Here is a 19912-nt window from a genome sequence, read left to right on the forward strand (position 1 = left end):
TCACATCCTGAAGACGCCGTAGGACACAGGTTCCAGCGGAGCCTGTGCGACAACTGAAAGAGCAAGTCCCACCACGGTTCTGGTATCTGCCGGGTCGATGACGCCGTCATCCCACAGCCGCGCGGTCGAGTAGTACGGGTTGCCCTGATCCTCGTACTGCTGACGGATCGGGGCTTTGAAGGCCTCTTCCTCGTCCGCGGTCATCTCGCCGCGGACGGTGGCCAGCACGGACGCCGCCTGCTCGCCGCCCATCACCGAGATCCGGGCATTCGGCCACATCCACAGGAACCGCGGCGAATACGCGCGGCCGCACATCGAGTAGTTGCCGGCTCCATAGGAGCCGCCGATCACCACGGTCAGCTTGGGCACCCTGGCGCAGGCCACCGCGGTGACCATCTTCGCGCCGTGCTTGGCGATCCCGCCGGCCTCGTAGTCACGGCCGACCATGAAGCCGGAGATGTTCTGCAGGAACAGCAGTGGAGTCGAGCGCTTGTCGCACAATTCGATGAAATGTGCGCCCTTCTGGGCGGATTCGCCGAACAGCACACCGTTGTTGGCGATGATGCCGACGGGGTGGCCGTGGATACGGGCGAACCCGGTGACCAAGGTGGTGCCGTATTCGGCCTTGAACTCGGAGAATTCGCCACCATCTACGATCCGCGTGATGACCTCGTGCACGTCGTACGGCACCTTCGAGTCGATGGGCACCACGTCGTAGAGTTCGGTCTGGTCGCAGACCGCGTCAACCGTCGGCGCGACGTCCCACGGGGTGGACTCGCGCGGACCGAACGTCGACACGATGCGCCGCACGATGCGCAGAGCGTCGCGGTCGTCGTGGGCCAGGTGGTCGGTGACGCCCGAGATCTTGGAGTGCAGGTCGCCGCCGCCGAGGTCTTCGGCCGTAACCACCTCTCCGGTGGCAGCTTTCACCAGCGGCGGCCCGCCCAGGAAGATGGTGCCCTGATTGCGCACGATCACGGCTTCGTCGCTCATCGCCGGGACGTAGGCACCGCCGGCGGTACAGGATCCGAGCACCGCGGCGATTTGCGGAATGCCCTGGGCGGACAGGTTGGCCTGGTTGAAGAAGATGCGGCCGAAGTGCTCGCGGTCCGGGAACACCTCGTCCTGGCGCGGCAGGAACGCTCCGCCCGAGTCCACCAGATAGAGGCATGGCAGCCGGTTCTGAGCGGCGATCTCCTGGGCGCGCAAGTGCTTCTTGACCGTGATCGGGTAGTAGGTCCCACCTTTCACGGTGGCGTCGTTGGCGACGATCATGCATTCACGACCCGACACCCGACCGATGCCGGCGATCATGCTGGCGCCGGGGCACTCGTCGTCGTACATACCGTCGGCCGCCAGTGGCGCGATCTCCAGGAAGGGACTGCCGGGGTCCAGCAGCCCATCGACCCGCTCGCGGGGCAATAGCTTGCCGCGATCTATGTGCCGTTGTCTGGCCTTCTCCGGCCCGCCGAGCGCTGCGGTGGCCAGCTTTTCGCGCAGCTGCGCCACCAGCGCAAGATGCTGCTCGCGATGAGATACCCGCGGTGCCATCGCTAAACCCGTTTCAGTTGAGTTAATGACGAATAACTGGTGGTATGTTAATCATCATTAACCAAGATGTCTAGAGCAGGTTGGAGGCAACCGATGCCACCCACCGGTCAAACCACGCGCAGCAAGGCCAAGTCCGACCGACGCACGCAGCTGATCGCCGCCGCCGAACGGCTCGTCGCCGAGCGCGGGTACCTGGCCGTGCGCCTAGAGGACATCGGTGCCGCCGCCGGGGTCAGCGGCCCGGCCATCTACCGGCACTTCCCCAATAAGGAAGCCCTACTGGTGGAGCTGCTGGTGGGTGTCAGTACCCGACTGCTGGACGGGGCAACGGCCGTGCTCGCCGACGCAGCCGACCCGTCAGCCGGCCTCGACGGCCTGGTCGACTTCCATCTGGACTTCGCCTTCGACGAGTCCGACCTGATCCGGATCCAAGACCGCGATCTGGGCAGCCTGCCGGCGCCGGCCAAGCGTCAGGTCCGCCGATCACAGCGGCAATACGTCGAACTATGGGTGGATACGCTGCGCCGGCTGGACCCGGCCCGCAGTGAAGCCGATGCCCGCGTGATGGCGCACGCCGCGTTCGGGCTACTGAACTCGACTCCGCACAGTGTGCGCGCACCCAAGTCTTCGGCCAGGGCCGACGAATCGTCACGCGCCGTGCTCAGGGCCATGACCCTGGCTGCGCTGCGGCCGAATATTGGCTGATCACCCCCACTGGCGGCGAGTGACCCGCAAGCGCGGGTACCCTGCAGCACATGAGGTGGGAATGAGCGATCCAGCAGGCCGCGACGGGCCCGGCCCCACGCAGCCGATCGGCTACAGCTACCCCGCTTACGCCGACCAGGTGCCGTATCAGCCCACCCAACAATTCCCGTCAGCGCCCAACAATTACTCCCCCCTCAACGAACCGGACGGCCCGCGCCGCCCGACACCGCGCTGGCTGTGGATCCTGGCCGGGCTCTCGGTGCTACTGGTATTGGGCCTGGTGATCGCGCTGGTGGTCATCAACAGCAACGAGCAGCAGACACTGGTGGCGCCCCCACCGATTCCCGAACCGACACGTGAAACCACAACCACGCCAAGCACACCCAGTGCGACGGCGGCCCCAACCCCGATCCCCATGCCCATCCCACTGCCCGGCATGACCACTCCCCCGGGCGACGTCACCCCACCCGGAGAATCCGCGACTCCAGGGGAGACCGAGACCGTCGTCTACAGCGTCACCGGGACCGGCCGGGCCATCAACATCACCTACATCGACAACGGCAACGTCTTGCAGACCGAGTTCAACGTGATGCTGCCGTGGAGCAAAGAAGTTGAGCTGGCCACCGCGTCAGCACGATCGGCCAGCGTCAGCGTCGTCAACGTCGGGCCACCGGTGTCATGCGCGATCAGCATCGACGGCACCCCCGTACAGCACCACACCGGAATGGGTCTGACCATCTGCAGCGCGATGAACCGCGGGATGGGCCGCAGCTAACTACGGCGGGCAGGCACTCGGACCAGAGTCATGCCCACCAAACCGAGTGCCAGCACCGTGCACAGGCCGCCCATGCCCGCGCGACTTGTGGCGAAAATGTCGATGAACAGAGAAAACAGCCACGGCGACAAGGTGTGCGCGGCCCTACCGGTGGTTGTGAACAGGCCGAAGGCCACGCCCTCCTTACCCTCTGCGGAGATCCGCAGCATGAGGTTGCGCGCAGCGGACTGGGTCGGGCCGACGAACAGGCAGAGCAACAAGCCACAGACCCAGAAGGCCACGGTGCCCGACAGGAACATCAAGGTGACGCCGACCGCCACCATCGCCGCCAACGACGTCACGATCACCGGTTTGGAGCCGACGCGGTCGTCGAGCAGGCCGCCGGCCACCGCGCCGAGAGCCGCGATGGTGAAGGCACATGCTCCGAACAGCGGCACACTCGCCGGCGTCAGTCCGTAGACACTGACACCGAGGACCGGTCCGAACAGCGAGATGCCGGTCAGTCCGTCCCGGAACACGGCACTGGCAATCAGGTAGTAGACGACGTTTCGGTCGCGATGCCACTCAGAGACAACCTCGGTCCACAGCTTGCGATACGCCCCGAAGAATCCGACAGCCGGCGTTCCGTCGTGCGCCGGGGATCGGACCGAGAGCAACAACGGCAGCGCGAACACTGCGAACCACGCCGCAGCGACCAGCACTGCATACCGGTCCGGCTTCCCGTCCGCGTTGGGGATGCCGAGCAGTCCGACGGTGTCACCGGTGCCGGCCTTGAACCCGACATAGACCAGTAGCAACACCACCACGCTGCCGAAAAACCCTGCGGCCAAACCGAATCCGGAGACCCGACCGGACGTTGCCGGAGTGGACAACTGGCGCAACATCGCGTTGTACGGCACGGTCGCCAGATCCATGCACGCGGCAGCGCCGGCCAGCAGCGCCAGCCCCGCCCAGAGGTAGTGATAGTCCGGCTGGATGAACGTCATCGACGCAGTCAGCAGCACCACCAGGCCGGTCAAGATGGCCAACGCGCCCCGTCGACGATGCGCCGCGTCAACCAGTACCCCGGTGACCGGCGCCAGCACCGCCACCGACAAACCGGCGACGAAGACGGCCCGGCCCAACCAACTTTCCGGCGTGGTCTGCCCGGGCAGACCCTTGCCGACCACCGACGTGAGATAGACGTTGAATCCAAATGTCATCACGACCGCGTTGACGCCGGTCGCGCCGCAATCCCACAGTGCCCACGCAGCGACCCTGCGCCTGGCTGCCGGATCGGCTGCGCGACCCCGAACTACGGGCGGCGTTACCGCCCCGGGGCTGCTCATGGCATCACTCTATTGGTCCCTACGATTGACGCCATGTCCGTACCTTCCCCGCGCCCCGATGCCCGCGCCGTCGTCACCGGCGCCTCTCAGAACATCGGCGAGGCCTTGGCCAACGAACTTGCCGCTCGCGGACACCACCTGATCATCACCGCGCGCCGCGGCGATGTGTTGAACGAGGTGGCCCAGCGGATCACCGAGCGGCACGGCGTGACGGTCGAGGTCCGTGCCTGCGATCTGACCGATCCGGCCGATCGCGACAAGCTCTGCGCCGAGTTGGCCGAACGCGACATCTCGATCCTGTGCGCCAACGCCGGCACCGCGACGTTCGGCACCGTGGCCAGCCTGCCCGTCGAGGGCGAGAAGGCCCAGGTGCAGCTGAACGTCCAGGGCGTGCACGACCTGGTGCTGGCGGTGCTGCCGGGGATGATCGAACGCGGTGGCGGCGGCATCCTGATCTCGGGTTCGGCGGCCGGTAACTCGCCGATCCCCAACAACGCCACCTACGCGGCGTCGAAGGCATTCGCCAACACGTTCAGCGAGTCGCTGCGGGGCGAGCTCAAGCCGCACGGCATCCACGTCACGCTGCTGGCGCCCGGCCCGGTGCGCACCGAATTGCCCGACCCGTCCCAGCAGTCACTGATCGAGCGCCTGATTCCGGACTTCCTGTGGATCGACACCGAGTACACCGCGCGGATCTCGCTGGACGGGTTGGAGCACAACAAGATGCGGGTGGTCCCGGGGCTGACGTCCAAGGCGATGTCGGTGGCCAGCGGGTACGCACCGCGGGCGATCGTGGCCCCGATCGTCGGCGCCGTCTACAAGAAACTCGGCGGAGACTAACGCCGCTTGGCGGTTCCGAAGATGCTGCGGGTGATCTCCCGGCCGGCCACGGTGGCCGCCGACCGCAGGAAGCTCTTGAAGGCCGTGCTCTGCAGCACTTCCTCGACCATGCCCGGACCTTCGACAGCGTCAGGTGCGTTCACCCGACCGGACACCGTGAGGTCAGGTTCCGGCTGGGGCGCCGGCGCAGCGGGATCAGCTGCAGGCTCGGCCGGAGCCGGAGCAGCGTCCAGGCCGAGCTTGCCGGCCAGTCGCTCGTAGGCCGAGTCGCGATCGATGGTTTGGCCGTACTCGGCCTGCAACGGGCTGGCTGCCGCAGCCGCCTTGATCGCGTCGTTGCCGATGGCTCCCATCAGCGATCGCGGCGCCCGCAACCTGGTCCAGGCCACCGGCGTCGGTGCACCGACCTCGGACAGCACCGTCACGATGGCCTCACCGATACCCAACGAGGTCAGCGCGGTCTCCAGGTCGTAGACCGTGGATTTCGGGTAGGTCTTGGCGGTCTTGGTCAGCGCCCTCTGGTCGTCGGCGGTGAATGCGCGGATGGCGTGCTGGATGCGTGCACCCAACTGGCTGAGCACATTGTTGGGCACGTCGGTCGGCAACTGGGTGCAGAAGAAGACGCCGACGCCCTTGGAGCGGATCAGCTTGACGGTCTGCTCGACCTGATCCAGGAACGCCTTGGAGGCGTCGGTGAACAGCAGGTGTGCCTCGTCGAAGAAGAACACCAGCTTGGGCTTGTCGACGTCGCCGATCTCCGGGAGCTCGGTGAACAGATCCGCCAGTACCCACATCAGGAAGGTCGAGAACATCACCGGGCGCGCAGCCTGGTCCCCCAGTTCCAGCAGCGTGACGATGCCGTGGCCCTGCGGGTCCAGGCGCATCAGATCAGCCGGCTTGAGTTCGGGCTCACCGAAGAAGGTGTCCGCGCCGTCGGCCTGCAGATTGATCAGCGCCCGCAGGATCACCCCGGCGGTGGCCGGCGACACCGCACCGAGCGCCTTGAGGTCCGCCTTGCCCTCGTCACTGGTCAGGAACTGGATCGCCGCGCGCAGGTCTTTCAGATCCAGCAGCGGCAGGCCTTTCTGATCTGCCCAGTGGAAGATAAGGCCCAGCGTCGATTCCTGAGTCTGGTTGAGCCCCAGCACCTTTGACAGCAGAATCGGCCCGAAGCTGGTGATCGTCGCACGCACCGGCACACCGACTCCGCTGGTACCCAGCGACAGGAATTCCGTCGGGAACGCCGTCGGCGTCCAATCGTCACCGGTGTCGGTGGCGCGCTGGGCCGTCTTGTCGTTGGCCTCCCCCGGGCGCGACAGCCCCGACAGGTCGCCTTTGACGTCGGCCATCACCACCGGAACCCCGGCGGCCGACAGCTGCTCGGCGATGACCTGCAGCGTCTTGGTCTTGCCGGTGCCGGTGGCGCCGGCAATGAGTCCGTGCCGGTTGATCGTGGCCAGCGGGATCCGCACTTGGGCCGACGGGTCGACGGTGCCGTCGACGACCACGGAGCCCAGGTTCAGAGCCTGGCCGGTGATGGCGTATCCCGCAGCGATCTGCTGTGCTTGGGCGGCAGCTTGGTCTGAGGTCATGGGCCTGACAGTACTTGCCCAGGATTGCACTGGCCGGGTATCGACGCTCCGTGAATGCGACTGGGAATACCCTGGATCACCGTGCGTGAAGAACTGGTGTGGATCGACTGCGAGATGACGGGCCTTGATCTGGGCTCCGATCGACTGATCGAAATCGCAGCCCTGGTGACCGACAGTGAACTCAACGTCCTGGGCGACGGGATCGACGTGGTCATCCACGCCGACGATGAAGCGCTCGGTGGCATGGCGGACGTGGTGATGAAGATGCACTCCCGCTCCGGGCTCACCGAAGAAGTGCGGAAGTCCACCGTCACCGTGGCCGAGGCCGAACAGTTGGTGCTCGACTACATCCGCACCCACATCAAGGCCGCCAAGACTGCACCCTTGTGCGGCAATTCGATCGGTACCGACCGTGGCTTCATCGCCCGGGACATGCCGGAGCTCAATGAGTACCTGCACTACCGGATGATCGACGTCAGCTCGATCAAGGAACTGTGCCGCCGCTGGTATCCGCGGATCTACTTCGGCCAGCCGGAGAAGGGGCTGGCCCACCGGGCGCTGGCCGACATCCACGAGTCGATCCGCGAACTGAAGTACTACCGCGGCACCGCATTCGTGCCCGCCCCTGGGCCTTCTACCAGCGAGATCGCCGCGGTCGCGAGCGAATTGGGACCGCCTTCGGACGACGCGGCGCAAACCGATTCGGCGTAGCGCGCTGGAGCGGCTAATATCTACGACGCCGCTCCACGCGGCGATGGTGGCTGTAGTTCAGCTGGTAGAGCACCAGGTTGTGATCCTGGATGTCGCGGGTTCGAGCCCCGTCAGCCACCCCTGCAGGTGGAGGGCCGTTTTCGGCCCTCCACCACTTGCGTTTTACGGGCAGCTTGCAACCTTATTGCACCCCTCAATCTCCCGTCTTAGCCCTGCAACCGAGCAGCGTCCCGCCCCGGGGTATTGGCCAGTCTTGCCGAGCTTGAGTTGGAGCTGGGCAGGGAACGTCGCACGGCAGCGCGGGATGCACGGCGTGCACGCGGACAGTCCATCGGTCGGCCCAAGGCGTTGGATCAGTCGAAGGTGGCGCTGGCGCAACGGATGCACGCTGGTGGCGAGTCGGCGGGCACTATCGCCGCCGCGTTAGGTGTCTCGCGTGCGACTGTTTACCGAGTCTTGGCTGAGAGCGCCGACGACCAGCTTGGCGGGGCGCTTGTGGCGACCGGGTGCGCGTCGATTGCGTACGGCGGTCCAAGGAATCGGCGCACCATCTGGTTCTCGGCATTGGCGTCCTTGAGCGGCCAGTACCACAGTGCCAGGAATGTGCGGATTAACCATTGTGCGGCAAGGGGATCGGGCGTGCTTAGCCCGACCATTTCGGTGGCGAAGCGGGTCACGATGGGTGAGTCGGTCAGCCAGTCGGTGCCGGGGAATGTGGTCATCGAGCGCATGATCTGAGCAAGCGGATCGGCTCGCAGGCGTTGCAACGCGGCGGTGGTGGCGGTGACGATGCGTTCTGGACCGCTCAGTCCGCTAATGGCTTCACGAACGGAGTCGAGGATACGTTCGGCTTGGCGGCCCATCACGGCGTCGCGGATGGCGGTCTTGCCTCCGGTGTGGCGGTAGATGGTCGCCGGTGAACAGTGCACGGTGGCAGCCAACTCGTCGATGCTGAACGCGTCGTAGCCCTGGCGCGACATCAGATCGGCGGCTGCGGCGTAGATCCGTTCAGCGGCCTCGCTATGGCGATCCCGGCCCACCAGCCAGTCGTCCGTGGCCATCGGTCAGGCGATCCATCGCTGCGAACCCATGAAGTCGTTTTATCACTGTGAGAGAGATAACGGCTGATTTCTCAGCGTAGGCGCTGGTCGGCTCATCGACCTGAGAAGCCAGCACCGAGGCGTGTGTCTGGCCCGGTTTTCACCTTTGCCGAACACCGTTGACGCAGGTGTAGGCCGCGCTCACCCTGAGCGCATGGCCCTCTTGGCGGACGCACACGACTTCTTCGGAACTGCCGCCCTACAGGACCCCTATCCGCTCTATGACCGGATGCGCGACCACGCGTCGGTGCACCGCATCGGTGATTCCGGTTTCCATGCGGTGTGTGGCTGGGACGCCATCATGGACGCTGTCGCCCGCGTGGAGGACTTCTCTTCGAACCTCACCGCGACGATGGTGTATCACGACGACGGGACCGTCACCCCGTTCGACATGGGGACTCTGGGTGGGTCGCAGCACGCGCTGGCCACCGCTGATGACCCGGTGCACGATTCCCACCGCAAGCTGCTGGTGCCGCACCTGTCTGCGAAGCGAATTCGTGTCATCGAAGAGTTCGCCGAAGCTACCGCGATTCAACTGTGGTCCGACGGGTCGGTCGACGGTCGGGTCGAGTGGATGAGCGCCGTGGCCAATCGGCTGCCGATGATGGTGGTCGCCCGCTTGCTCGGTCTACCCGAGGACGATGTCGACCGGCTGATCCGGTTGGGCTATGCCACCACGACTCTGCTCGACGGCGTAGTCAGCGCGACCCAGCTCGAAGCCGCAGGCGGGGCTGCGATGGAGCTCGCTGGGTACGTCATGGAGCACTTCACGAAGGCCGGCGAAAGCTCCCAGGATGGCCTTATCGGCGACCTCGCTGCGCGTTACGCCTCGGGCGAGTTGGAACAGCTTCCCGCGCTGGCGATCATGTTGACGTTGTTCAGCGCGGCAGGTGAATCCACCGCCTCGTTACTGGGCAGCGCCGCATGGATCCTGGTGAGCCATAGCGACATCCAAGAACAGGTCCGCGCCCAGCCCGAACTGCTGGGTGCGTTCATCGAGGAGACACTGCGTTTCGAGTCCCCGTTTCGCGGCCACTACCGCCATGTCGTGCGAGACACCACGCTGGGCGGGGTCGACCTGCCTGCCGACTCTCGCCTGCTGTTGATGTGGGGAGCCGCCAATCGCGATCCGCAGCAGTTTGACGCACCCAATGAGTTCCGGCTCGACCGCGCTGGCCCTAAAGGGCACGTCACCTTCGGCAAGGGCGCGCATTTCTGCGTCGGGGCCGCACTGGCACGGTTGGAGGCTCAGATCGTGTTGCAGATGCTGCTGGAACAGACAACCTGGATCGAGGCCACCGACGTAGGGCGCTGGCTGCCCAGCATCCTTGTCCGCCGACTAGAACGACTCGAACTGAACAATCGCCGTCGCGACCCCCAGAGCTGATTTGGCACATCCGCCGAGGAGGTGGGGGTGCCCCCTGAGTCGCGACAGAGGACGCCTCGTACGGCCACCGTCCGCTCTCTCCGCAGATCGCGGAAGCGCTGTCGTCCGCAGTAGCTCCTTCCACCGCAAACAGCAACCAACGCCGCCAACCCTCCTGACCTGCTGAGACTTGACGCCCCCGACGCGGTCAACACTGACAAACGCCCAGCACGGAGTTCCGCTTCAGCGTGTAGGAGTACGCCTGTTCACCGAGCTGACGTTGACGAGCGCGAGGTGTAGCTCGGTGATGTGGTCGATCAATCGCTCGCGGGAGATGTCGATACGCCCAGCGAGGTACGCGGTGGCGAGCTCGGCTTCCGCTCCCACAAGGGCAAGTGCAGACAACTCAACATCGGTGCGGTCGAGTTGTTGAGTGTTGAGGTGCCCGGTGGCCAAATCTGCCAGAACCGTTGAGCCTGAGAGCATCAGCTGCTGCCGACGCTGTTGCAGCCGCTCGTCGCTGACCGCCTCCAACAACAACACGCGGCCGATCCGTGGGTCGTCGGTGAGCCATTCGAAAAATGCGGCGATGGCAGCACGGGCTTTGGCGCGGACGCGGTTCGGCGTGTCCTCACTGAAGGCTTCGATCACGATTCGGGTGCCCTGCTCGGCAATGTGATCGAAAACGGCGAGCAGTAATGCTTCCCGGTCGGGGAACGCCTCATAGAAATAGCGCGGGGTAAGCGCGGCTTCGGTGCAGACTTCGCGCACCGTGGTGCGCGCCCAGCCCTGGGTGCCGATCACCTCCAGACCAGCGGCTATGAGTCGCTTGCGACGGTCGATACGGCGCTCGTCGGCACTCACACCCCGCCAAGTGCGGGTCGCAGCGTCACGCATGATCACCATCCTGCCATGTTGACAACCCACGTTATCCATGTCAGCGTGACGACATCAGAAACTGGATAACAATGAATATCCATTTGCATGGCGAGGGAGCCGATATGACCAGCGCGGCGGTAACGAACAACACCGACACGGCGCGTGATCGGCGCATGGTCGACGGCGAGGACCTTGAGGCGTTGATCGGGCCCGACTCGGCATTCCGCCGCCACACCGATGATTGGCGGGTGATGCTGGTCCTGGGCCGGGCTTCGCTGCTACAGGCCGCGTACCCGCTGGTCTCGGCGGGCGTGGTAGATCACGGGCGAATCCTGCGCGACCCCGTCGACCGGGTGGTGAGCACCGCCCGTTATGCCAACGAGCTGATGCTGGGCCCGGACCCGGTCGGCACCGCGCGTGCGATCCGCGAGATGCACCGCGACATCACTGGCGTCGACGCCGAGGGCACGCGCTACCACGCGTGGAACCGCGACGCGTGGACCTGGGTTCACCTGACCATCTGCGAGGCCGTCATCCGCGGGATCAACATGTTCCACAACGCATCCGAGGACGAAGTCGAAGAGGTCTACGCCGGTCTGCGCATGATCGGGCGGCTCTACCAGGTCCGCGGGCAAGACATGCCGCCCACGGTTCCCGAACTACTGGTCTGGTTCGACAACGCAATCGACCACGACATCGTCGACACCCAGTTCCTGGCCGACCTGCGGGCCTACCTTCGCCAGCCCACTCAACCCCCGCAGATTGCGAACTGGTTGTGGCCGCTATTGCGGCCTGCGGCCGGTCCGATCGTGACCCACGCTACGAACGTCCTGACCGGCATGCTCCCGGCCCACATCCGGCATTGGTATGCACCTAGTGGCCGCACCGTCATCCATCAGGCCGAATACACAGTGGCCGTCGCCCTGCTGCGCGGTCTCTCAATGCTGCCCAGTCGCTTCCACACTGTTTCTGCAACCCGCTCATGACAACTCACCCACAGGAGTCAACGATGACACCGACCACCCAAGCCACCGCCCCATTGGACATTATGGACGACGACACCCTGGACCAGGCGATCGCGACCGCGAAAGCCCACGCCGCCGAACTGCGCAAATGGGCCCAAATGTGGTGGGACGCCTGGAATACCCAGGACCTCGATGGTGTCGTCGCACTGGTCCACGAGGACATCGTGTACGAGGATCCGTCGATGATGGGTGAACACATCCGGGGCCGCGCCCAGTTCCGGGCGTTCGTCGAAATGTTCTTCAGGGCTTTCCCCGACGCCCTGTTCGAGCAGTCCGAATGGCCGATCTATCTAGCAACTGAAGGTGTCGGAGTTGCCGCTCCGTGGCGAGTCACCGGAACATTCACCGGCGACATGCGCGGCGGCCCGTCACCGATGGCCCTCGCACCCACCGGCAAACGGGTCGACATCAAGGGTGTCGACCTCTACGAATACCGCGACGGGCTGCTGCACAAATGGGCCAGCGTGGTCAACCCGCTCGAAATGCTTGAACAACTCGGCATCGCCCCGGTCCGCTCGGCGCTCCCGATCCTTGTCCGCGTCCAACGAGCCCTCGCACCCCTCGTTCGCATCCTGGGCAAGTAACGCCCCCGACCAGCTCACCCATCAGGGGGTGGAGGGTGCCCCGTTGACGCTGAGAACACGCGCCTAGAACGGCCAGCGCGGAGTTCCACTTCAATCGGTGAGGGCGTCGACATCTGTCTTCGGCGAGCTGATGCCACGAGTTCAGCCGGCGGTCCGGTCGGCCAGCCAGAGGATTCCTTGGTGCGCCGCTCGGGCCAACGCACCACGCTCGCCGAAATAGGTCGCGACCCATCCGAGCCCGGGCAATGAACCCAGGAGCCCGTACAGCCGCGTCGGATGCGGCCGCTTGGCGACCTCGTCGAACGTCGCGCGCAGGATGCCGGCAAGCTGCCAGATGCTCTTGATGACCACCGCCGGGGTCGACGATGTGATCGCCTCAAGCGGCTTCCAGCCCGGTGGCGGCGTTTCGGGGAGCGGCTCGGGGTCGGGCTGCGCCGGCACGTCGAAGTCCTCGGGCAGATGCCGCTGACACAACACCTCGGCGAGCAATCGCACCTGCTCCCGTTTGTCGGTGACGCCGTATTCGCGGGCCACCGCGCACAACACGATGGCCTGGCTGACAAAGCCGGCCAGCTCACCCACCGGCACCATTCGGGCCAGCCAACCGAAGGCTCCGGGCGAAGCCACCAGCACGGTGTTCAGTGCGCCGACCCGGTGCACCCACCAGTGGATGCGCTCATCGCGGTCCATCCGATCCCAGGCCGCGGTGCCGGGAAAGTCGGCGGCATTCATCACATGGGCACCCACGTTCAAGGCGCGGTCGGTGTTGCTCGGGCTGCGGCCGGCCTCATGACGACGACGGTGCAGACGGAGCCGACGGACCAGGTCGCTCACCCCGCGAGGCGGCCGCAGGAGCCGGTGGGTGCGTTTGCGCAGCCCGATCGGATCGGCCTCCGAAAGCACGTTGAGCAGTGGATTGATGACCGCGACCGCGCGACCCAATGCGTCCGCGACATCGGAGTCAGAAAGGCGCGTGTACGGCGTCGGCAGAAGACCCATACGAGTGATTGTGGACCATCATCGGAAACAAAAGAGGCCCCCACCGAAGTGGGGGCCTCTGTGCTGTGCGCCGTCAGGGTTTCGAACCCCGGACCCGCTGATTAAGAGTCAGCTGCTCTACCAACTGAGCTAACGGCGCGGCGTGGAAAACCTTAACAGCCCAATGGCCGCCGGATGAAATCGCGAGGTCAGGCGCGTTGGACGGTCCCGTGAGGTGCGCTTAGCCGCTACCGAACCCCCAAGGCTCCAATTGTGATCTCCACCACGCGGCCTTTCGCGTGAAACTGTGCTGAAAATGTTCCGCCGGAACCAGTTGAACACTCAGGCGTAAATTTGGACCGATAGCGAACACTGACCCGTGATCGGCCTAACGGTGTCATTAGCTGCAAAAATTGGACAAATCACGCTAACATCTAGTTAGCTGAGCGAAGCTACGCAGTCGGCGAGCTGAGGCAGCACTTATCGGGGAGGGGTTAGCTGAAAATGAGCACAGCAGCAATTTCACGCCCCACGCCCGGTAACGAAACCGTCGACGACGCGATGGCTGGCCTCATCGCAGTGCACAACTGCAGCCGATTGGGCCTGCGCGCCAATCCACCGCGCCGCGGACTCCTGGAGCTACTGCTCCCGTCGCGGCGCCGCTGAAACCGAGTCAGCTGCGCAGTTTGCGGATGACCAACACGATCACCAGCGTGCCGAGCCCGGCGACCGAGACAATCACCGCGGGCTTGCTGGCGAAAGCGATGGCACGCGCCTTGGCTTCATCGGCCAGCTTCTGCGGATTGGCCCGCACAGCGAGCGCGTCGACGGTGGACGCCAACTGATCGCGCGCCCGATCAATGTCCTGCTTGATGTCGTCAGGATTCCGGTCCGCCACTTCAGCCCTCCAACTCGCTTTGCTCCTAGGCGAACTACCCTAGTTCAGCCGGACCAATAGTCCGCGCTGTGGCCAACAGAAGGGACACGACGGTGGCACCGACCCCCCGACTCGAAGTGGGCGCCAAGGCTCCCGCATTCAGCCTGCCCGATGCCGACGGCAACACCGTGAAGCTGTCCGACTACGCGGGCCGCAAGGTGATCATCTACTTCTACCCGGCCGCCTCCACCCCCGGATGCGCCAAACAGGCCTGCGACTTCCGAGACAGCCTGGCCGAGCTCAACGAGGCCGGGCTGGATGTCATCGGCATCTCTCCCGACAAGCCCGAGAAGCTGGCCAAGTTCCGCGACGCCGAACACCTGACCTTCCCGCTGCTGTCCGATCCGGAGCGCAAGGTGCTGACCGCATACGGAGCATTCGGCGAGAAGTCGATGTACGGCAAAACCGTTCAGGGCGTCATTCGCTCGACGTTCCTGGTCGACGAGAAGGGCAAGATCGAGGTCGCGCAATACAACGTGAAGGCCACCGGCCACGTTGCCAAGCTGCGTCGGGATCTGTCCGTCTGACCCTTGTCGACCGTCTTGGTCTGACACACTCGACCCGTGGTCGCGATCGCGGGCTCACCCGCATTCACCTCCGACGAGGTTGCGCACTACCGCGCTATCGGCTGGTGGTCTGACACCACGTTGTCGGATGCGGTGCGTACCAACGCCACCGACGTTCCGGATCGCATCGCTTACCTGAACCACCCCGATTTTCAGCTGACGTGGCGCCAATTCGATGCTGCTGCAGATGCTTTGGCCCGGGAGCTGGCCGGTGCAGGCGTGGGCCACGTCGACCGGGTCGCAGTCTGGCACGGCGACACCGTAGCGATCCACGCGCTGTTCGTGGCGATCGAGCGGTGCGGCGCCGTGGTGGTCGGCGTCGGTGCTCGCGCCGGAACCAGTGAGGTGACGGCCATCCTGCGCGGCGCCGGGCCACTGCTGCTGATCACCGATCCGCAGCGCCACGACGCCGCGTCGGGGGTCACCGCCGAACTCGGTTGCGGGTTACTGATGTTGTCGGACCTGTCGGTAGGTGTCACGCCCGCGCAGCCGCACGGACCGCTCGACCCCGACGATGTCTTCCTGATCAATTCGACCTCCGGCACCACGGGGCTGCCCAAATGCGTCGTGCACACCCAGAACCGTTGGTATTACTTCCATCAGCAGGCCGTCGCCAACGGCTTGTTGACCTCCGACGACGTGTTCCTGCCGGTCATCCCGACTCCGTTCGGCTTTGGCCTGTGGACCAGCCACATCACCCCGATCCACCTGGGCGCCAGCGCAATCCTGCTGGAAAGATTCACCGCCGCGGCGGCCTGCGCGGCCATCGAGCGCCATCGGGTCAGTGTGTTGTGTTGTGTCAGTACCCAACTGACCATGATCATGGCTGATCCGGCGGCGCGCGAACACGACCTGAGCTCGCTTCGGGTGGTCTTCACCGGCGGTGAGGCGCTCCCCTACCGCCCAGCGTCTGAGTTCGAAACACTCACCGGTGCAAAGATTCTGCAGTTCTACGGGTCCAACGAGACCGGCCTGCTCAGTGGCACCACGGTGCACGACTCCCTGGAAAACCGGCTGCGTACCGGTGGCCGGATCGTCGCGGACATGGCCGTCCGCCTGTTCGACGGCGACACCGACGTCACCGCCACCGGACGCGGACAGCCGGCCTGCCGCGGCCCGGCGACCAGCCTGGGCTATCTGGGCGGCACCGACCACGACAAGTTGTTCACCCGCGACGGCTGGATGCGGATGGGTGACATCTGCGAAATCGACGCCGACGGCTACCTGCGAGTCACCGGCCGGACATCCGACTTCATCGTGCGCGGCGGCAAGAACATCAGTGCCAATCAGGTTGAGGACTACGTGACCACGCATCCCGCGGTCGCGGTGGCCGCCGCCGTCGCCATGCCCGACCCGGTGTTCGGCGAAAAGGTCTGTGTCTACGTCGAGCTGATCGGTTCAGCGGCGCTGGACCTGCCGCAGCTGTGCGCGCACCTGTTGGCACAAGGGGTTTCCAAAGAACTGCTGCCCGAGCGACTGATCGTACTCGGCGAACTCCCCCGGTCATCGGGCGGCAAGGTGGCCAAAGGTCAACTCCGCCAGGATATTCGATCTCGCATGGGAGGCCGGCATGACCGCAGCTGAACCGCGCCGCGGCGGATTGGAAGTATGGGCGCCGTCGGTGACACCGCCGATCGGGGTAAACCTGTCCGACCAGCAGGCCATGGCCATCGCGTTCCGGCACCTGGCGTCCATCGGATTCGCCGAGAACCTGGCCGGGCACATCACCTGGCAGCCCGACGGCCACACCGAGATGTACGTGAACCCATGGGGGTTGTGGTGGCAGGAGGTCAGCGCCTCGGACGTCTGTATGGTCGACGAGGACGCCCGCGTGGTGCGCGGCAAATGGGACGTCACCCCGGCCATCCATATCCACACCGAACTGCACCGGGCGCGACCCGATGCGCGAGTGGTGATCCACAATCACCCGTATTACGTATGCGTGTTGGCGGCGCTCGGCCGCCTGCCCGAATTGCTGCACCAGACGGGCTCTCTGTTCCTCGACGACCTCTGCCTGATCGACGAGTACGACGGCGAGGTCGACAGTCCTTCGCGTGCAGCGGAATTGGCAACGCGGATCGGCTCGGCGAACCTGACCATCCTGGCCAACCACGGAGTCATCGCGACCGGCCGTAACCTGCCTGAGGCGGTGTACCGGGCGGCCGCCATCGAGCGGGTGTGCAAACTGGCCTACGACGTACTGCTCACCGGCCTCAAACCCACCGAGATGAAATGGGCGGACATGATGGGCATGAAGGCGTCGCTGATCGAGCGGGCCGCAGACGTGTACTGGGCCGGTGCCGCCCGCGCGACCATCAAGGCCGACTCGGCCGTTCTGCAGTAAGGAACTGGCATGAAATCCATTGACGACCTGGCCACCAACCTCGATTTCACCACCGCCAAAACCGGCGTGGATCGCACCGTCACCCTGCTGCCGGATCCACCGCGCGCCAAACGTCGGTACACGGTGATCTCGGTGGACGACCACATCGTCGAGCCGCCGGATACGTTCACCGGACGGCTGCCGGCCAAGTTCGCCGACCGGGCTCCGCGCGTGGTGGACACCGACGCCGGCGGCCAGACCTGGGTGTACGACGGCAAAGAGCTGCCCAACGTCGGCTTCAACGCGGTGGTCGGCCGGCCGGTGTCCGAATACGGATTCGAGCCGGTGCGCTTCGACGAGATGCGCCGGGGCGCTTGGGATATCCACGCCCGGGTGAAGGACATGGACCTCAACGGGGTCTACGCCTCGTTGAACTTCCCGTCGTTCCTGCCCGGCTTCGCCGGCCAACGCCTACAACAGGTCACCACCGACCGCGACCTGGCGATGGCATCGGTGCGCGCCTGGAACGACTGGCACCTCGAGGTGTGGGCCGGCTCGCACCCGGACCGGATCATCCCGTGCCAGCTGCCCTGGCTGCTGGACCCCAAGGTCGGGGCCAAGATGATCTACGAGAATGCCGAACGCGGCTTTCACGCAATGACTTTCAGCGAGAACCCGGCGATGCTTGGACTGCCCAGCATCCACTCCGGCTACTGGGATCCGATGATGGCGGCGTGCGCCGATACCGGAACCGTGGTCAACCTGCACATCGGATCGTCGGGCTCATCACCGTCCACCACCCCGGACGCACCGCCGGATGTCCAGGGCGTGCTGTTCTTCGCCTACGCCATCTCGGCGGCGGTGGACTGGTTGTATTCCGGTCTGCCCAGCCGGTTTCCGGACCTGAAGATCTGTCTGTCCGAAGGCGGTATCGGCTGGGTGGCCGGGCTGCTCGACCGGCTCGATCACATGCTCAGCTATCACGCCATGTACGGCACCTGGGAGCGGCTCGGCGAAAAGCTTTCGCCGGCCGAGGTTTTCGTGCGCAACTTCTGGTTCTGTGCGGTGGAGGACCAATCTTCATTTGTGCAACGCGACCGGATCGGGCTGGACAACATCATGTTGGAGGCCGACTACCCGCACTGCGACTCGACATGGCCGCACACGCAGCAGACCATCCACGACGAGATCGGTGACCTGCCGGCCGACGCGATCCGAAAGATCACCTGGGAGAACGCTTCCCGGCTGTATCAACACCCGGTTCCAGCAGCGGTTCAGCGCGACCCGGAGGCGTTCTGACCCAGCGCCCCGAGTAGCAGCGCCTCGGCCGTCGCAGCCTTCTCGAAGACGCCGAGGTGCAGGCTCTCGTTGATGCTGTGCGCCTGGGTGCTCGGATCTTCCACCCCGGTGACCAGGATGGTCGCATCCGGGAACGCGGCGGCGAATTCGGCGATGAACGGGATGGACCCGCCCATCCCCATATCGACCGGGGCCACTCCCCAGGCCTGGGTGAAGGCCGCCCGAGCCGCGTCATATACCGGACCGCTGGCCTCGATCGCGTAGGGCTGGCCGACATCGCCCGGGATCACGGTGACCTTGGCGCCCCACGGAACGTGGCTCTCGAAGTGCCTGGTCAACGCCGCAAGATGCGCCGCAGCGTCACCACCGGGTGCGACCCGGAGACTGATCTTGGCCCGGGCGCTGGGGATCAGGGTATTGGACGCCTTGTCGATCGGCGTGGTGTCGATGCCGATGACGGTGATCGCCGGTTTGGCCCAAAGCCGTTGCGCCACCGAGCCCGAACCGATCTGTTGCACTCCGTCGAGCATGCCGGTCTCGGCGGCCACCCAGTCCGGCCCGCGATCCACGTCGGCCGCAGCGCCTTCATGCAGGCCGGCGACCGCGACATTGCCGTCGTCGTCGTGCAGGCTGGCCAGCAACCGCACCAGTACGGTCAGCGCGTCGGGCACCACACCTCCCCAGATGCCCGAGTGCAGGCCATGATCCAGCGTGGCCACCTCCACGACGCAGTCGGCCAGGCCACGTAATGACACCGTCAGCGCCGGGATCTCGGTGCTCCAGTTGTCCGAGTCGGCGATCACGATCACATCGGCGGCCAGGGCGTCCTTGTGCGCGGCCAGCAACGCGCCGAGTGAGGGTGAGCCGGACTCCTCCTCACCCTCGACGAATACGGTGACCCCGACCGGCGGATTGCCGCCGTGCGCCCGGAAGGCCGCCAAATGCGTTGCGATACCGGCCTTGTCGTCGGCGCTGCCGCGGCCGTACAACCGCCCGTCCCGCTCGCTGGGTTCGAACGGCTCGGAGGTCCATTGCGCGCGGTTGCCTTCGGGCTGCACGTCGTGGTGGGCGTACAGCAGTACCGTCGGCGCGCCGGGCGGCGGCCGGTGATGCGCGATCACCGCCGGGGCGCCACCTTCTTCAACGATCTTCACGTCACCGAAGCCCGCATCCGACAACAGCTTTGCGGTCAATTCGGCACTGCGCTGCACCTCCCCACGACGGGAGGGATCGGCCCACACCGACTCGATGCGAACCAGGTCTTCCAGGTCGGCTCGCACCGATGGCAGGACCGCACGGACGCTGGCAACAAGATCGGTCATGCGGCCAAGGTTAACCGGTCACGAAGGAAAA

At 65.4% G+C, this 19912-nt stretch carries 19 protein-coding genes, 2 tRNA genes and 2 pseudogenes; 14 read left to right on the top strand and 9 right to left on the bottom strand.

The window, feature by feature from the left end:
* Positions 1 to 1551, bottom strand: a complete 1551-nt coding sequence (locus ABIA30_RS16345) for a carboxyl transferase domain-containing protein (RefSeq protein ID WP_370067173.1) — start codon at positions 1549 to 1551, stop codon at positions 1 to 3.
* Between the two features lie 93 nt (positions 1552 to 1644).
* Between ABIA30_RS16345 and ABIA30_RS16350 the strand changes: the two genes are divergently transcribed.
* Positions 1645 to 2256 (top strand): TetR/AcrR family transcriptional regulator, encoded by a 612-nt coding sequence (locus tag ABIA30_RS16350; protein ID WP_370067175.1) that lies wholly within the window; start codon positions 1645 to 1647, stop codon positions 2254 to 2256.
* Positions 2257 to 2317: 61 nt separating this feature from the next.
* Entirely contained in the window at positions 2318 to 3031 is a 714-nt protein-coding gene (locus tag ABIA30_RS16355; protein WP_370067177.1) for an MmpS family transport accessory protein, read from the top strand.
* Here ABIA30_RS16355 and ABIA30_RS16360 read toward each other — a convergent pair.
* Positions 3028 to 4359 carry an MFS transporter gene (locus tag ABIA30_RS16360; protein WP_370067178.1) on the bottom strand — a complete coding sequence of 444 codons (1332 nt, stop codon included), beginning with the start codon at positions 4357 to 4359 and terminating at the stop codon, positions 3028 to 3030. The genes ABIA30_RS16355 and ABIA30_RS16360 overlap by 4 nt on opposite strands.
* Before the next feature lie 33 nt (positions 4360 to 4392).
* Between ABIA30_RS16360 and cmrA the strand changes: the two genes are divergently transcribed.
* Positions 4393 to 5199, top strand: a complete 807-nt coding sequence (cmrA, locus tag ABIA30_RS16365) for a mycolate reductase (protein WP_370067180.1) — start codon at positions 4393 to 4395, stop codon at positions 5197 to 5199.
* Here cmrA and ABIA30_RS16370 read toward each other — a convergent pair.
* A complete protein-coding gene (locus ABIA30_RS16370) occupies positions 5196 to 6791 on the bottom strand; it encodes a helicase HerA-like domain-containing protein (protein ID WP_370067182.1) in 1596 nt (531 codons plus the stop codon). The genes cmrA and ABIA30_RS16370 overlap by 4 nt on opposite strands.
* A gap of 81 nt (positions 6792 to 6872) precedes the next feature.
* On the opposite strand from ABIA30_RS16370, the gene orn reads away from it, so the two are divergent.
* The 3 genes and pseudogenes from orn to ABIA30_RS16385 form a co-directional block, all read left to right on the top strand.
* On the top strand, positions 6873 to 7502 hold the full coding sequence (orn, locus tag ABIA30_RS16375; RefSeq protein WP_370067679.1) for an oligoribonuclease: 630 nt from the start codon (positions 6873 to 6875) through the stop codon (positions 7500 to 7502).
* Positions 7503 to 7548: 46 nt separating this feature from the next.
* Positions 7549 to 7621, top strand: a tRNA-His gene (locus ABIA30_RS16380).
* Between the two features lie 118 nt (positions 7622 to 7739).
* Positions 7740 to 7967 (top strand): annotated as a pseudogene (locus tag ABIA30_RS16385) (helix-turn-helix domain-containing protein); the annotation flags it as partial.
* On the opposite strand, the gene ABIA30_RS16390 reads toward ABIA30_RS16385, so the two are convergent.
* Entirely contained in the window at positions 7949 to 8563 is a 615-nt protein-coding gene (locus ABIA30_RS16390; protein ID WP_370067184.1) for a TetR/AcrR family transcriptional regulator, read from the bottom strand. The pseudogene ABIA30_RS16385 and the gene ABIA30_RS16390 overlap by 19 nt on opposite strands.
* A gap of 193 nt (positions 8564 to 8756) precedes the next feature.
* Between ABIA30_RS16390 and ABIA30_RS16395 the strand changes: the two genes are divergently transcribed.
* The gene (locus ABIA30_RS16395; protein ID WP_370067186.1) at positions 8757 to 9989 is read left to right on the top strand and encodes a cytochrome P450; all 1233 of its coding nucleotides are present in this window, start codon (positions 8757 to 8759) and stop codon (positions 9987 to 9989) included.
* A 222-nt stretch (positions 9990 to 10211) separates the two neighbouring features.
* Here the strand turns inward: ABIA30_RS16395 and ABIA30_RS16400 are convergent, their stop codons facing one another.
* Complete coding sequence (locus ABIA30_RS16400; protein ID WP_370067188.1) at positions 10212 to 10865, bottom strand: TetR/AcrR family transcriptional regulator; 654 nt, start codon at positions 10863 to 10865, stop codon at positions 10212 to 10214.
* Between the two features lie 104 nt (positions 10866 to 10969).
* Between ABIA30_RS16400 and ABIA30_RS16405 the strand changes: the two genes are divergently transcribed.
* The gene (locus ABIA30_RS16405) at positions 10970 to 11833 is read left to right on the top strand and encodes an oxygenase MpaB family protein (RefSeq protein ID WP_370067190.1); all 864 of its coding nucleotides are present in this window, start codon (positions 10970 to 10972) and stop codon (positions 11831 to 11833) included.
* Between the two features lie 23 nt (positions 11834 to 11856).
* Positions 11857 to 12456: an ester cyclase gene (locus tag ABIA30_RS16410; protein WP_370067192.1), complete on the top strand. Its 600-nt coding sequence runs from the start codon at positions 11857 to 11859 to the stop codon at positions 12454 to 12456.
* A gap of 141 nt (positions 12457 to 12597) precedes the next feature.
* Here ABIA30_RS16410 and ABIA30_RS16415 read toward each other — a convergent pair whose 3' ends face one another.
* Together ABIA30_RS16415 and ABIA30_RS16420 are read right to left on the bottom strand one after the other, a co-directional pair.
* Positions 12598 to 13455 (bottom strand): hypothetical protein, encoded by an 858-nt coding sequence (locus ABIA30_RS16415; RefSeq protein ID WP_370067194.1) that lies wholly within the window; start codon positions 13453 to 13455, stop codon positions 12598 to 12600.
* A 66-nt stretch (positions 13456 to 13521) separates the two neighbouring features.
* Positions 13522 to 13594: transfer RNA gene (locus ABIA30_RS16420), tRNA-Lys, on the bottom strand.
* A gap of 344 nt (positions 13595 to 13938) precedes the next feature.
* Here ABIA30_RS16420 and ABIA30_RS16425 point away from each other — a divergent pair.
* The gene (locus tag ABIA30_RS16425; RefSeq protein ID WP_370067196.1) at positions 13939 to 14100 is read left to right on the top strand and encodes a hypothetical protein; all 162 of its coding nucleotides are present in this window, start codon (positions 13939 to 13941) and stop codon (positions 14098 to 14100) included.
* A 7-nt stretch (positions 14101 to 14107) separates the two neighbouring features.
* Here the strand turns inward: ABIA30_RS16425 and ABIA30_RS16430 are convergent, their stop codons facing one another.
* Positions 14108 to 14332 carry a DUF3618 domain-containing protein gene (locus ABIA30_RS16430; protein WP_370067197.1) on the bottom strand — a complete coding sequence of 75 codons (225 nt, stop codon included), beginning with the start codon at positions 14330 to 14332 and terminating at the stop codon, positions 14108 to 14110.
* A 92-nt stretch (positions 14333 to 14424) separates the two neighbouring features.
* Here ABIA30_RS16430 and bcp point away from each other — a divergent pair, with 92 nt between their 5' ends.
* Genes bcp through ABIA30_RS16450 form a run of 4 tightly spaced genes read left to right on the top strand, consistent with a single transcriptional unit; the run spans position 14425 to position 18559 of the window.
* Positions 14425 to 14898, top strand: coding sequence for a thioredoxin-dependent thiol peroxidase (gene bcp / locus ABIA30_RS16435; RefSeq protein ID WP_370067199.1), 474 nt, complete (start codon positions 14425 to 14427; stop codon positions 14896 to 14898).
* A 36-nt stretch (positions 14899 to 14934) separates the two neighbouring features.
* Positions 14935 to 16521 carry a class I adenylate-forming enzyme family protein gene (locus ABIA30_RS16440; RefSeq protein WP_370067201.1) on the top strand — a complete coding sequence of 529 codons (1587 nt, stop codon included), beginning with the start codon at positions 14935 to 14937 and terminating at the stop codon, positions 16519 to 16521.
* A complete protein-coding gene (locus ABIA30_RS16445; protein WP_370067203.1) occupies positions 16508 to 17281 on the top strand; it encodes a class II aldolase/adducin family protein in 774 nt (257 codons plus the stop codon). The genes ABIA30_RS16440 and ABIA30_RS16445 overlap by 14 nt, the downstream gene beginning before the upstream one ends.
* Positions 17282 to 17290: 9 nt before the next feature.
* The gene (locus ABIA30_RS16450) at positions 17291 to 18559 is read left to right on the top strand and encodes an amidohydrolase family protein (protein ID WP_370067205.1); all 1269 of its coding nucleotides are present in this window, start codon (positions 17291 to 17293) and stop codon (positions 18557 to 18559) included.
* On the opposite strand, the pseudogene ABIA30_RS16455 reads toward ABIA30_RS16450, so the two are convergent.
* Positions 18483 to 19875: pseudogene (locus ABIA30_RS16455) on the bottom strand (dipeptidase); the annotation flags it as partial. The gene ABIA30_RS16450 and the pseudogene ABIA30_RS16455 overlap by 77 nt on opposite strands.
* Positions 19876 to 19912: the final 37 nt, after the last annotated feature.

Origin of the sequence: Mycobacterium sp. MAA66, from assembly GCF_041261665.1 — a bacterium.
Lineage (GTDB): Bacteria > Actinomycetota > Actinomycetes > Mycobacteriales > Mycobacteriaceae > Mycobacterium.